The organism is Bacillus thuringiensis (genome assembly GCF_022095615.2).
GTDB lineage: Bacteria > Bacillota > Bacilli > Bacillales > Bacillaceae_G > Bacillus_A > Bacillus_A cereus_AG.
In genome coordinates, this window is sequence record NZ_CP155559.1 from 3318758 (window position 1) to 3333805 (window position 15048).

The window sequence follows — 15048 nt, forward strand, 5'->3', positions numbered from 1 at the left end:
TCATTCATTAAACATTCGTTTTTGGCGTTTCCTCTTCATCATGAACGCTTAATAAATTTTGCCACTTTTTATAAGGAGCACTATTTGGATCTACATAACCTTTCGCATACGAGCGATCCCACAATTGTTTAATAAACATTTCTTTCTCTTTCTTTGCAACCATATCGGCACCTGTACCGTAATAGTTTTGGAAATACAACTCAATTTCATCAAGGAATAGCCTTAATAATTCATCAGAAGTTTCTTCTAGCGTTGGGTCATATTTCGCTTCACGGTCATACATTAAAATCATATCTAAAATATTATGGACATGCTCTTTACGAAGCCATCTAATATCTTGAGCTCCTAATACGAACGGATGTGTATATAAATGTCCGCCCTGTATCATAGCTTTTTCTTGTTCTTCTTCAAATCTGGACAAGATGTTTTCATAAATAAACGGATTATGAAGCAACGCTCTGTGTAATTTGTAACTTTCACTTGAAATATTTTTTCCCATCGACTGAATTAAGAAGCTACGCCCAACACCGTTATATTGATACACGAACTGACCATCAACAGCAACTAAACTAATCCAGCGATACATATACGCGTATAGAAGAGCTCGATTACATTTATCGTAATCCAACTTCGTTTGCGTTGCATTTAAGTCTGGCATGAATGCTGGTAAGTGCCAATACTTATCTAAATGCGGCGTTAAACTAGATTTTTTACTATTTAGTTTATTCACACGGCGATAGTATGACTGAAAATAATCACCTTTATCATTCATAAATCCATTTGCAATGTGTCCAGACGAAAGCTTAGGGAAGTCTTGCAACGATAAACCGTAATGCGCACGATAACAAATGACTTCAAATGGCGAAAAAGCTTCATGTACTGTATCTTTTTCTTTAAACATTTCTTGTATTAATTCCTCTTGTAGTTCTTTCTTTAAAGATGGATGTATACCCCAATATTGTAATTCTCTGTGATGGGAAACTTTCGGCACAAATGGACTAGCTAAATGGAACAAGTCTTCAATTTTTTCACGGACGTATTCATCACGATCACGTTTCTTATAATCCGCTTCTTTTCGTAACGCCTCAACGATATTCAGTTCTAATTTATCGCGATAGCGTATTTGTAATTCATCGTAGCAATAACTTAGTATGTGCTCACGATAAAAGTCCTCTACCTTTTTCGATTGAATCTCTTCTGTTTTCGCATCCCGGCAATATTCCCCGTATAAACTCATATAAATTTCTGCAGAAATATCTTTCGGTAATACACCTAAATTTAAATGTTGCTGCATATCTTGCCATATCTTTTCTTGTAACTTCTCTTCAGCTAATACATATACATTCGTCGGGTTTGTTTTTCCTTCAAATTCCTTGCTTCGTTTTTGAATTTCGAACAATAAATTTTCACGTGTTTCGTGTAAATTATCAAAAAACCTTTCCCAATATTGAATCATCTTATTAACTGCTTGATATAGTGATTGATAAACGAGTTCTAATAGCATTTCTTTACGATACTCGTTTAATTTGTGTACGTACTGCGTTACAATATCTTCAAATTCTTTTTTAAACAAACGCTGCTGATTATTCATCATTTTTCCAAACCAGCCTTGTTGCTGCGCAATTTCTACTCGGCGAACAGCTGTTACCGTCCCATCAATATTACTTACATTAAATTTCTTATCGTAGTTTTGAATTAAATTGCGCTTTTGTTCATTATTTTCATGCAAACGATTCATTTTCTCTACTAACTGCTTTCGAATTTCATACAACATAAAACGAGCTGATACCGGATGAACAGGATCTGTTTTCTTTAAAAACCATGTATTTAGTTGATATGACTGCCCTTCAGAACCACTTGGTGAAAAACGGTCTGATTCAATCATGTCATATAAAAGTGTCGTTACATGTTCATGTACGCGGCTCGGAATCGCATACGCATATAAACGAACCGCATGATCCACTCTTGCTACTTCACCTTTCATTTGCTCCATCATTTTCAGCTTCGCAGCCGAAATTTTACACTCGTGCTGCAGACGGTTTAATTCCTCATCTTTTTGCACCGTACGCTGTACATAACTTTCTACAGCTTCTAAAAACAGTTTAGATTTCGCCACACCAACTTTACCGCCCTCTGCTCCTTCACGTGTTTCATTGTACATTTGTCTATAGAAAATATGAGCCTGTTCTGGACGAGTAGCAAGATGTTCTAAGTCTTCTAAATAACTTTTCCCGCGCTCTGGCTTTTCACGTTGCATCCCTCGTTTTACGTCTTGGTCATATCTTTGCTTCTTCTCTTGAAACAGTTGATCTAAATGAAGCCAAGATTCATCTAAACCTTGCACAGCCCATTTTAAAGCACAATATTTTAACACGTGCTCATACGGATAAATAATCTTTGCCGTTCCTGCCCCGCAATATCGTCCTTTCCCGCTCGATTCTGCTAATTGCTGAATTTGATTATCTTCCTGTGCAAAATGATTGGCAGACATCGGACTAAATAACTGTAAATAAATCGTATTTGCCATTTGCTCCATATAATCTGATAAATTGTGCAGATGGTGTCCATGTAGATTTTCGTAATCGTATAGGAAACAATAATTGTACGGTAAATGATGTTGTTTAATCGTATGATTCGTTCTTCCGTCTTCATCTACTTGATCAGGACGATACTCTAATTCAATCGTGACGCCACCGCGTTTGGATAGTTCTCCGGTAGAGCCAAGCGTAATGGCATGTAATTCTTTTAACGATGCATAGCCGTTTGCTTGCACCGTTTCAAACTCTTTCGCACTAACCGTTCTCGTCTTAACTAACACATCCGGCATTAGAAACGCACCGCGTATTAAAATGTTGTGATGCTGCAGTTTTTTCCGAAGCATTTCACGTAAATATAATGCAATTTGCAGAAACATCCCTGAACCTGTTCCGCCCGCTAGTGACGTTACGATAATGACACGTACTCCATACTCCGTTTGATCACTTGTAACTGGAAAAATCTTCTCAATTTCTTGCCAAAAGGATGTCAATTTATCTTCTTTCATCGCAGCAAGTAACGCTAAACGGGAAATGACGCGTAACTGTCCTGCCCCTTCTGTCAGTGGTTTATCAAGTATAGTCGGGTCCATCGGAAACCACTCTGGAATCGTTGGATCTCCCGCAATATACTCTCTTGGCGTTTTACTAGAACTCGTTTGCGTCTTAAACTTTCGAATATGATCAAATTTACTCAATGTATTCACATCTGTATCAAATACGTGCATTGCTACCTTTTTTCGGCGCTCCTCAGGTAGCCTTTCATATATTTGATGTGTCACAGTACTACCGATTCCACCTAAACCAATTAATATCGTTGGAACTTGTAACGTCATGTGAACCACCTTCCTATTCTTGCTTGTTTGAAAAGAGGGGGAGAAAGATGAGACTCCCTCCTTTTCCCTATCTACTATTCACACTCATATTTGTAAATTTCTTTACCATACCCTCTATCAATTACTAAAAGTTCATTTGGATATAGCGTCTTATGTTCCATTCCAACCTCATCTTCTGTTATAAACATCCCATCAATAATCATTCCTACTACTTGTGACTCTTTCGCTACAAATATTGATTTCGACCCTTTCTTTGCTATAAACGTAACGGATTGCACAGTCTTTCTTTCTGCTCGGAATGGAATGCCAAAATAGTGTTTCCACCATTTATTTTTAAGTAACTCTGGTTCAGATTGATATAACCAATCTTTTGCTACCTCTTGATCCCATTCATAATACAATAGTGCTTTCCGGTGAAATCTTGGACGAACAATCCATCCTAAAACGATTATTCCTACTACTAACAATAATAAAGTGATAGGAATAACAAACTTAAAAATAAGCGCATATTTTTCATAAAACGGTGCATTTTGAATATGAAGTGATATATTTTTCTTTACTTCTTGTAATTTTGAATCTTGCACTACGATGGTAGCTTCTACGGTGCCGGTATCTGTAAAATTGAATGTGTCGGAGTAATGAGGTCGAGGATAAATATAAATTTGATTACCATGTTGTTTTATTTCATAGTTGATTGATTGTTTAGATGTGACACCAGTAGATTTTATTAGTTTCTTTACAGCCTCTTCTGTCATCAGCTTACCATCTAACTGTGGTTGTATAATAAAAGGTTTACTATTCTCTAAATTTGTTACTTTTTCTTCATAATCTTTCGTAATAGTTTGCAATGATAATTTTGGTTTTTCCGTTACTTCGACTTTAAATTCTTTCGTCTGTCTGTAAAATCCCTTTATGTTCATATGAACTTTCCCGCGCACTAACCCTTTATCAATCTTCGTTTCGTAGTAAAATACATGTTTTTTATCGTCCCACTTCATCTGGTACTGTTTTCCGTCTATTTCTACTTCTGCCTGAAAATATGAAGACTGAATTGGTAATTCGGTAGGCTTCGCTTCAATAACAGCGGTAACACCTTCGTACATTTCTTCCACATTTTTTTGACTACGATCATCTTTGTCATAAGTAGAAACAGTATAGTTAAGCGCTGGTTCAACTAGTACTTGTAGTCCTTCTTTCTCAATATTCTGGTCCACCTCTATCGTATAAGTTCCTGGTTTAATAACTTCCTGATTTTCCGTACTGATATGAACTATATTTCCGAATAATTTCGCTTCTCCTGGTGCATGTATGGAATAGGAAGATTGTAATTGTAACGGTTTAGAAATTTGTGTGACCTGATAATTAGACAAAGAAGGCGATTGTCGTACAAGCGTCATACGCTTTAATGGAAATGGTGTTGTAATCTCTACTTTCTTCCCTACTACTTTCGTTTTTACAATTGATTCAACAGAAGAGAACGGATCACGATTTGCAACTAATGCTGCGACTTGATTGACACTTTTTACAATACCATCCTCTCCACTAGATGGCATCGTAACTCCGTTTATCTCTTTCTTCCATATCTCTTTAAACGTATTTAGTTGTGCCTTTTCTTGCTGTCCTAAATCCTCTTCCATCGTAATTAAAATTGGATGTAGCGATATCTTTTTTGCATCCATATCCTTCTTAAACTGTGCTAACTTCTGTGTAATTTGTTCTTTCCCGCCAACCTTATCTTTCTCTAAATCATTAAATGCCCCGTCAGTTAAGACAATAAGCCAAAATTCACGTTTTCCATCTATATCTGCTTCCTTTTTTATAGATTGCATCGCCGTTTCTACTGCGCTAAACGGAGTATTTAAATACGTTTTCCATGCCCCAATTCCCTCAATTTCTGTTTGTCTCTTATCCTTCGTTAACGAAATGTCTAATGGATCATTCGGCTTGCTCATTGGAACATACGAAAATTTATCTTTTTCATCTAATAGCGCAACTAAACTTTGCAAAGCATAATTGGCATATTTCCAGCGATCGTTATTTCTCATGCTGCCCGAATCATCATATACAAGTGAAACGACCCTTTCCTTTGCCTCCTCTCCTTTTGCAAAAGTCCAAAAAGGATGTAACCATATAAATAGAAACAACATGAATGTGGCACAAATTCGAATTTTCATGATGAGGCTTCGCCACCTTTGTAGACAAATTCCTATGTTTAAATTTATGAGAGGATACAAGATATATGACTTGTATTTTAGGACAACTAACACATCATAACTTTATTATGTAAACAGTTATATAAGTTGAATATTATTCCTTCTATCGTTTTCTATCCGATACTATAAGTAAAAAAGCCTGTTTAAGCTCTACACTTAAAACAGACTTTTCCTACTTTTCGTCTTCAAAACATATATCAAAAAGTTTGATTTATTGCTTCACATACACTTCAACAACCGGATTTTCTTTATTATCCGCATGCAAGCGTAAATTCTCTTCACTTGTACTATAAATGCTAGCTAATAACATAATCGTTAACACATTAGGCGTTTTTGCATCGCTTCCGTATTTCCTTTCAAGTGCTTCCTTGTATTCAAAATCCAAATCCCCCTGCACATATGTATACACTTCAAAGCCATCTTCTAAATTACAAACTACTGTATCAATTATATCTGCCCCTACTTGCTTCTTCATTTCCTCTCGCAATGCTTCAATAAATTCTTCCCATGGTACTTCGTATGTCTGAAACTGATCTGTAGATTTCATACCTTTTCCTCCTTATATATCCTCTTCCTATATTTCCCCTTTCCTATAACAATTATGATAGATAGGGCATTCGTACAAGCCGCACTTGTCCCCTCTACATATCGTATTACTGTAATGGGGAAGGAGGAAAGAACATGCATAGACAAAAATGTTACGATACGTGCCAACGTTATTTCGGTAAAGTCGTTCGAATTGAAGATCGTGATGGCCGCATTCATTTAGGCAAAATAATTGATGTGACAAAAAGCTCTGTATGGATTGAACCAGTGCAACAGCGCTCATCTTTTGATACAGGATTTGGATACTATGACGCTTATACAAACGGTGGTTGCGATCTTTGCGGCGGCCTTAGCAGATGTGATAGCTGTGGATTTGGTTGTGGTGGTGGTGGATTCGGCGGCTGTGGATGTGGCGGTCGTGGTTGCGGTAATTGCGGCGGCTGGGGAGGCGGCGGTTGTGGATGGGGCGTTGAACTCGGATTTGGTTTCATCTTCGGAATTACATTAGCTGCATTATTTTTCATTTAACATAGTAAAGAGTTGACTAACTTTAGCCAACTCTTTTTATTTATTTTTCACATATAAAAATACGATGACCTAAAATATGTTGGTACATAAGTCGTACATTTTCATGCTGTACCCATGCCTCATATAATTCATTGGGAATATGCGCGGATACATTCCATTCTGGCTCTTCTATATAGCCCGAGATTGTTTCTGCAATTGTACCACCGCCAGCAATGGTAACCCGATTAAAGTTTGCTTTCTGAAATAATTGCACCCATTCATTCTCAGTTAATAGGTCTTTCATCCCGTATAATTGGGCAATTTTTTCTTCCTCACTCTTCTCAATGTGCCTATCAATAATCATTTCAATGACAACTAGCTTGCCATCCTTCTGTAATACACGATAGCACTCTGAGATCACCATTTCTTTCTCCGTAAAAGCGAGTATCGATTCTCCGAGTACGAACTCAAATGAATCATGCACACAAGGTAATTGCTCTACATTCCCTTCAATTAACTGAATGTCTAGTCCTTCAATTAACCATCTATCTTTCGCCTTTTGAATCATAATCTCATTCTTTTCAACCGCCGTTACTTTATAACCACATTCTTTTGTCATATACGCCGCTGTTTTCCCCGTACCGCAGCCTATCTCAAGGACATTTGCTCCATATTTAAAAGGCAGTTGAGCTAACAATTGTTTTGTTAACGTAAAACCACCAGGATGAGCACTTCCTATTCCGTAATAAGCTAGGAAATCGATGTAAGTATTTCGTTTCATGGGATTCTCCCTTTTTTATTTTATATATTCGAGGAAGGAATAAAAGTGCATAGAAAAAGCATTTTCAAGTGCTCTAATACCGCAACTTGAAAATGCTTTTTCTTTTATCCTGCTATTTTCTGGGCAGCCTAATTAAAGTTTCACTTTATTATTTCTCTTCAATATACGCCCATTTGAAGCTATATTCCGGACTAATATTATGTTTCACAATTCCCTTTATATTTGGTTTCATAACATATGATTTAGCACTTTGATATAAAGGTACAAGCGCTACATCTTCCTCAAGTAACAATTTCTCTGCCTTCCCTAACTCTGTCCAACGTTTTTTTGCATCAGCCATCCATTCTGTCTTACTTTTAGTAATAATGTCATCATATTTTGAATCTGAGTAGCTCATCTGATTCTGAGAATTTGTCGTTTCAAACATATCAAGATACGTCATAGGATCCGCATAATCTGGATTCCAGCCACCATATGAAAAATCATAATCTTGGTCTGATTCTAATTTTAGCTTTTGCTTAAAAGGTTGCAGTTTAATATTTACTGTCACGCCTTTTAGATTTTTTTCAACTTGATCTTTTACATACTCTCCAACCTTTTTCGCATTACCAGTATCATAATTTAACAGTTCAATTGTGACTTGATCTTTTCCAAGTTCTTTTTTCGCTTCTTCCCAAGCTGCTGCTGCCTTTTTAGTGTCTTGTTTTAAACCATTCTTGAACGTTTCTGCGAAATCTTTACCATCTGGTCCACTCGCTAAACCTTTTGGTACTAAGTAATCGACTGGTTTTGAACCATCATTTAAAATGACATTCGCTAAAGCTTTCTTATCAATTGATAATGCAATTGCTTCACGTAGTTTTTTGCTCTTTAACGGTGTATCTTGCCCACCACGCTTTTGGTTTAGACGTAAGTAAAACGTACTTGTTTCCGAATATGCGCCAAACTCCTCTTTATTATTTCTATACTTATCAACAAACTCTCCTGATAAAAGTGCGAAATCAATTGCACCTGTATCGTATAAATTTACTCTAGTAGCTGGTTCTTTTACTACGCTATAGTTAATTTCTTCTAGTTTTACAGTCTTTTTATCCCAATACTGATCATTTTTCTTTAATTTCCAGCCTTGCTCATGTTTCCAATCAGTAAGAACGAACGGTCCGTTATATACTGTTGTATCAGACTCTAAACCGAATTTATTCCCTTTTTCTTTTACAAACTTTTCATTTAATGGATAGTATGACGCAAATGCCATTAAGTTCAAGAAATACGGTACCGGTCTTTCCAGTTCCACTTCAAGTGTATAATCATCTACCGCTTTTACACCTAATGTAGCAACTTCTCCTTTTCCTTGATTAATTGTTTCTGCATTTTTAATATAGTAAGCAATAAATGCATACTCAGCAGCTGTTTTTGGATCTACTAGACGTTGCCATGCAAATACGAAATCTTTCGCTGTTACTGGATCACCGTTTGACCATTTTGCATCTTTCCGTAATTTAAATGTATATTTTTTACCATCCTCGCTTTTTGTGCTAGATTCTGCTACAGCTGGGATTGGCTTATTATCTTTATCAAGGCGATATAAACCTTCCATCGTATTCCCTAAAATTTGTGCGCCAAGTGTATCTGTACTTTTTGAAGTATCCATCGTCGGAATTTCATTCGTTTCTGTACGATTTAGCACTTGCTTCGCTGCATATTTTATATCAGATTTTTTCTCTTCCCCGCCATTATTAGACGTTGTAGTCGGTTTCTTCTCCCCACCAGATCCAGAAGAACATGCTGTTAACGCCATACTCATTGCTAAAACTGGTACTACAACTGCCGTGAATTTTTTCATCTTTTTCTTCATTCTTATACCCTCCCCAATTATATGTACGAAACTAACTTTGAGAGATTTTCTATGAACTTAGTTATTAATACTTTTTCACCAATTAACATCTTGGTAATTATCCTCATTTTTGAAGTTTCCATTATTTTATTTTCATAGTAACTATGTATTTTACTATTACTACTATACGAATTCTCCCCCATCTACTATATGTCAGTACTACTTTTCTTATTCTTCTCTATTTAATTGAATAGAAAAAGAGCGTATTAATAGTAATGTTTCTACTTTGAACACGCTCTTTTTTATTATTTTCCTTCCGTTACATAAGCCCACTTAAAGCTATATTCTGGACTGATGTTATGTTTCACAATTCCTTTTACATTCGGCTTCATTACATACGCTCTTCCTGTTTGGTATAAAGGAACTAATCCAGCATCTTCTTCAAGGAATAATTTTTCTGCTTTTCCTAACGTTTCCCAACGCTTCTTCGGATCAGACAATAATTCATTACCTGCTTGTTTAACCATTTCATCATATTTTTGATTCGAATAACTCATTTGGTTATATGGGCTCTTCGACTCAAACATATCAATAAATGTCATTGGATCCGAATAATCTGGGCTCCAGCCTGCAAATGAAACTTCATAATCTTGTGCCGACTCTAATTTCAGTTTTTGTTTGAACGGCTGAATTTTTGTGTTAACCGTTACACCTTTTAAGTTTTTCTCAATTTGATCTTTAAAGTAGTCAGCAATTTTCTTCGCAGTACCATCATCATAGCTTAGTAATTCAATTGTAATTTGGTCTTTTCCAAGTTCTTTTTTCGCTGCATCCCAAGCTGCTGCACCTTTTTTCGGATCATATTTTAGACCGTTTTTAAATGTATCTTGGTAATCTTTACCGTCTGGTCCTGTCGCAAGTCCTTTTGGTACTAATTGATCTGTTGCTTTTGAACCGTTATTTAAAATAACGTTTGCTAATCCTTTTTTATCAATTGATAATGCGATCGCTTCACGCAGTTTTTTGCTCTTTAACGGTGTATCTTGTCCGTTACGTTTTTGGTTTAAACGTAAGAAGAATGTACTCGCTTCAGAATACTCACCGTACTCCTCTTTGTTCGATTTATATTTATCAACGAATTCTCCTGATAATAATGTGAAATCAATTGATCCTGTATCATATAAGTTTACTTTCGTCGCAACTTCTTTTACTACACTGTAGTTAATTTCTTCTAATTTTACAGTCTTATTATCCCAGTACTTATCATTTTTCTTTAGCTGCCATCCTTGTTCGTGTTTCCAGGAAGCCATCACAAACGGTCCGTTATACAACGTTGTATCTGCTTCTAAACCGAATTTATCTCCTTTTTCTTTTACGAACTTTTCATTTAAAGGATAGTAAGATGGGAATGCCATTAAATTCAAGAAATATGGTACTGGTTTTTCTAATTCTACTTCTAGCGTATAATCATCTACCGCTTTTGCCCCTAAATCTGTTAGTGGCTTTTCGCCTTTATTAATTGCCTCTGCATTTTTAATGTAGAAAGCGATAAACGCATATTCTGCCGCTGTATTCTTATCGAGTAAGCGTTGCCATCCGTATACGAAATCTTTCGCTGTTACAGGGTCGCCGTTTGACCATTTTGCATCTTTACGTAGTTTAAATGTATATTTTTTGCCATCCTCGCTTTTCGTGCTAGATTCTGCTGCAGCTGGGATCGGCTTATTATCTTTATCTAATCGATATAAGCCTTCCATTGTGTTCCCTAAAATTTGAGAACCTAATGTATCAGTAGACTTCGAAACATCCATCGTCGGAATCTCTTGATTCTCTGTACGATTTAACACTTGTTTCGCTGCGTATTTAATTTCAGATTTTTTCTCTTCCCCACCACCACTAGACGTCGTAGTTGATTTCTTCTCCCCACCAGATCCAGAACACGCTGTCAACGCCATACTCATCGCTAAAACTGGCGCTACAACCGCCGTGAACTTTTTCATCTTTTTCTTCATTTTTGTACCCTCCCCAATTATATGTACGAAACTAATTTTGATAGATTTTCTAATAACCAGTTATCAGAAAATTCTTATTAATTAATATTCTACTAATTTTTCAGGTTTTGTAAAGTTATTTTTAAAATATTCTAAAAATTATTTTTTTGTAATAGTAAAACGTATTTTTTACAATTAGCACTATACAAGTACCATCTTCCTTATATCTATTGATTTATTGCATTTGATAACATAATAAAAGAGCATTCCAAAAGTAAATAGTCTACTTTTGGAATGCTCTTTCAGTTTATCTTTCTATTGTGGACAACGAGATTCTCACTACAAAATAAGCTAAGAAACTTATATGCATCCACTTAAATATAGCCTCACTGCTTAAAAATTATTTTCCATCTTTTTCAGTCATGTACGCCCACTTGAAGCTATACTCTGGGCTAATGTTATGGTGAACGATGCCTTTTGCATTTGGTTTTTGAACGTATGCATCACCACGTTGGTATAAAGGTACAAGCGCTACATCTTGCTCAAGAAGTAATTTCTCAGCTTTTCCTAACTCTTCCCAACGTTTCTTCGCGTCACCCATTAATTCTCCGCCAGCTTTTTTGATCATATCATCATATTTTGAATCAGCGAAGCTCATTTGGTTATGAGAATGATTAGACTGGAACATATCTAAGAATGTCATTGGGTCAGCGTAGTCAGGTCCCCAACCAGCATATGATAAATCATAGTCTTGCTCTGTTTCTAATTTCAGCTTTTGTTTGAATGGCTGAAGTTTAATATTAACAGTTACACCTTTTAAGTTTTTCTCAATTTGATCTTTTACATATTCCCCAACTTTTTTCGCATTACCAGTGTCATAGTTTAATAGCTCAATTGTAACTTGGTCTTTCCCAAGCTCTTTTTTCGCTTCATCCCATGCAGCTGCTGCTTTTTTCGCATCTGGTTTAATACCATTTTTAAATGTTTCTTGGAAGTCTTTACCGTCTGGTCCAGTTGCTAATCCTTTCGGTACTAAGAAGTCCGCAGGCTTAGATCCATCATTTAAAATAACGTTTGATAAATTCTTTTTATCGATTGATAATGCGATTGCTTCACGTAATTTTTGGCTCTTTAACGGTGTATCTTGTCCACCACGTTTTTGGTTCATACGTAAGAAGTAAGTACTTACTTGCGAGTATGTGCCAAACTCTTCTTTGTTGCTTCTATACTTATCAACGAATTCACCTGTTAATAGCGCGAAATCAATTGCATTTGTATCATATAGGTTTACTCTTGTAGCTACTTCTTTTACTACACTATAGTTAATTTCATCTAGTTTTACAGTCTTTTTATCCCAATATTGATCGTTTTTCTTTAGTTTCCAGCCTTGCTCGTGCTTCCAATCAGTAAGAACGAACGGTCCGTTATATACTGTTGTATCAGACTCTAAACCGTATTTATCCCCTTTTTCTTTTACGAACTTCTCATTTAATGGATAGTACGATGGGAATGCTACTAAGTTTAAGAAGTATGGTACTGCTTGTTCTAATTCAACTTCAAAAGTAAGGTCGTCTACTGCCTTTACTCCTAGTTCTGTTACAGGTTTTTCCCCTTTATTAACGGCTTCTGCATTTTTAATTGGGAATGCAATGAATGCATACTCAGCAGCTGTTTTTGGGTCTAATAGACGTTGCCAAGCATATACGAAATCTTTCGCTGTTACAGGATCACCATTTGACCATTTTGCATCTTTACGTAATTTGAATGTATATTTTTTACCATCCTCACTCTTCGTGCTTGACTCTGCCGCAGCTGGGATTGGTTTGTTATCTTTATCTAATCGGTATAAACCTTCCATTGTGTTCCCTAAAATTTGAGAACCTAATGTATCAGTATTTTTAGAAGTATCCATTGTCGGAATCTCATTTGTTTCAGTACGATTTAGTACTTGTTTCGCTGCTAATTTTTCTTCTGATTTGCTATCTCCGCCAGAGCTAGAATTTGTGCTTGTCTTCTTATCTCCGCCTGATGTAGAACATGCTGTCAATGCCATACTCATTGCTAAAACTGGTGCTACAACTGCTGTTAATTTTTTGATTTTTTTCTTTTTCACTTTCTGTACCCTCCCTAATTCTTAACGCTCTCATTTAAGAATTTTCTGATAATTCTGTTTTTCTTTATATATTTATCAGAAGATTCTTATTAACTATTATTCTACTAATTTTTTGAGTTTTGTAAAGTGTTATTATTGAAAATTTTTAAAAAATTATTTTTTTACAGTAATATTCATAAAAATTCCATAATCTTTTGAAACACTATATTTCATTGAATTCTATGTATTGATTTAATAACCTTTATATCCTTCCACTATAAAACACTTGTAAATTATTGTTAATAAATAATGTATATCGTAACAAACCTCTTTTCTACAAAAATAAAAAAAGTCAGCAAAGCTGACTTTTTTATCCGGCCATTTTCTCTCTTTTCATTTCTTCTACTATCCTCTTATACTTCTCATCATCAAATTCATTTTCACTTTTTGCAACAACTACAGTCGCAATACCGTTACCAATTAAGTTGACGATAGCACGTGCTTCTGACATGAAACGATCTACACCAAGTAATAGTGCTAACCCTTCTAATGGAATAACATTCATTGCAGATAGAGTAGATGCTAATACAATAAACCCTCCACCTGTTACTGCTGCTGCACCTTTAGATGTAACTAACAAAATAGCTATTATAGTTAATTGTTGACCTAGTGAAAGATCGACGTGAAAGACTTGAGCTAAAAATATAGTAGCCATCGATAAATAAATCGTTGTTCCGTCTAAATTAAAAGAATATCCCGTCGGAATGACTAAACCTACTACCGGCTTCGAACACCCGAAGTCTTCCATCTTTGTCATCATTCGCGGCAGTACTGATTCTGATGATGATGTCCCGAGAACAATGAGTAATTCTTCTTTAATATGCGCCAAATATTTCCACAAACTAAATTTATACAATTTACAAATAAAATTTAAAACGATAAAAACAAATAATGCCATTGTTGCATATACACAAATCATTAATTTACCGAGTGGAATAAGTGTACTTAAACCATATTTACCAATTGTAAACGCCATCCCGCCGAATGCGCCAACCGGTGCTAACTTCATAACAATGGATAAAATATTAAAAAATATTTTCGATAATCTTTCAAAAAAGTCGATAACCGGTTGTCCATTTTTCCCTAGCATCGTTAACCCTGCACCGAATAAAATGGAGAAGAACAGAACTTGTAAAATATCTCCTTTTGCAAATGCTTCAAACATGTTAGATGGTACAATATGTAAAAAGAAATCCATCCATTTCATTTCTTGCCCGCTTTGTACATATTGTGAAACATCCCCGCCCTTTAGTTTTGAAGGATCTAATCCATCTCCAGGACGTACAACATTCGCTACGATGATACCAATAATTAAAGCCGCTGTTGTAACAATTTCAAAATATAATAGTGCCTTACCACCAACACGACCTACCTTTTTCATACTTCCCATACTTGCAATACCAAGCACAATTGTTAAAAAAATAATCGGTGCAATAACCATTTTAATCATATTGATGAACGTTTCACCAATTGGCTTCATCTGCTGTCCAACACTAGGCCAAATTGCCCCTACTGCAATACCACAAATAATTGCCATAATAACTTGGAATGTTAAATTTTTTGCAATTCTCATTTTTAATGCTCCCCTGTTTTTTCATTTCTCCCAAACTATATTAATCATTAACATTTATTCTATGTAATAACCCCCTTGTTA

The 15048-nt window shown here is 35.7% G+C and carries 9 protein-coding genes; 1 reads left to right on the top strand and 8 read right to left on the bottom strand.

Annotated elements, in window-relative coordinates; all coding sequences use genetic code 11:
- Positions 1–7: 7 nt before the first annotated feature.
- The 3 genes from KZZ19_RS17245 to KZZ19_RS17255 form a co-directional block, all read right to left on the bottom strand.
- Positions 8–3370 (bottom strand): tubulin-like doman-containing protein, encoded by a 3363-nt coding sequence (locus KZZ19_RS17245; RefSeq protein ID WP_000175132.1) that lies wholly within the window; start codon positions 3368–3370, stop codon positions 8–10.
- A gap of 74 nt (positions 3371–3444) precedes the next feature.
- Positions 3445–5544 carry a vWA domain-containing protein gene (locus tag KZZ19_RS17250; RefSeq protein ID WP_237980648.1) on the bottom strand — a complete coding sequence of 700 codons (2100 nt, stop codon included), beginning with the start codon at positions 5542–5544 and terminating at the stop codon, positions 3445–3447.
- A 250-nt stretch (positions 5545–5794) separates the two neighbouring features.
- Entirely contained in the window at positions 5795–6130 is a 336-nt protein-coding gene (locus KZZ19_RS17255) for a hypothetical protein (protein WP_088097275.1), read from the bottom strand.
- A 134-nt stretch (positions 6131–6264) separates the two neighbouring features.
- On the opposite strand from KZZ19_RS17255, the gene KZZ19_RS17260 reads away from it, so the two are divergent.
- Entirely contained in the window at positions 6265–6657 is a 393-nt protein-coding gene (locus tag KZZ19_RS17260) for a hypothetical protein (RefSeq protein ID WP_237980646.1), read from the top strand.
- Between the two features lie 40 nt (positions 6658–6697).
- Here KZZ19_RS17260 and KZZ19_RS17265 read toward each other — a convergent pair whose 3' ends face one another.
- The 5 genes from KZZ19_RS17265 to KZZ19_RS17285 form a co-directional block, all read right to left on the bottom strand.
- Positions 6698–7417, bottom strand: coding sequence for a class I SAM-dependent methyltransferase (locus KZZ19_RS17265; protein ID WP_237980644.1), 720 nt, complete (start codon positions 7415–7417; stop codon positions 6698–6700).
- A gap of 148 nt (positions 7418–7565) precedes the next feature.
- Positions 7566–9272: a peptide ABC transporter substrate-binding protein gene (locus tag KZZ19_RS17270; protein WP_237980642.1), complete on the bottom strand. Its 1707-nt coding sequence runs from the start codon at positions 9270–9272 to the stop codon at positions 7566–7568.
- A gap of 284 nt (positions 9273–9556) precedes the next feature.
- The gene (locus tag KZZ19_RS17275; RefSeq protein WP_088097278.1) at positions 9557–11263 is read right to left on the bottom strand and encodes a peptide ABC transporter substrate-binding protein; all 1707 of its coding nucleotides are present in this window, start codon (positions 11261–11263) and stop codon (positions 9557–9559) included.
- A gap of 379 nt (positions 11264–11642) precedes the next feature.
- A complete protein-coding gene (locus tag KZZ19_RS17280; protein ID WP_061679901.1) occupies positions 11643–13355 on the bottom strand; it encodes a peptide ABC transporter substrate-binding protein in 1713 nt (570 codons plus the stop codon).
- A 349-nt stretch (positions 13356–13704) separates the two neighbouring features.
- Positions 13705–14967, bottom strand: coding sequence for a dicarboxylate/amino acid:cation symporter (locus tag KZZ19_RS17285; protein ID WP_237980640.1), 1263 nt, complete (start codon positions 14965–14967; stop codon positions 13705–13707).
- Between the last annotated feature and the right edge of the window lie 81 nt (positions 14968–15048).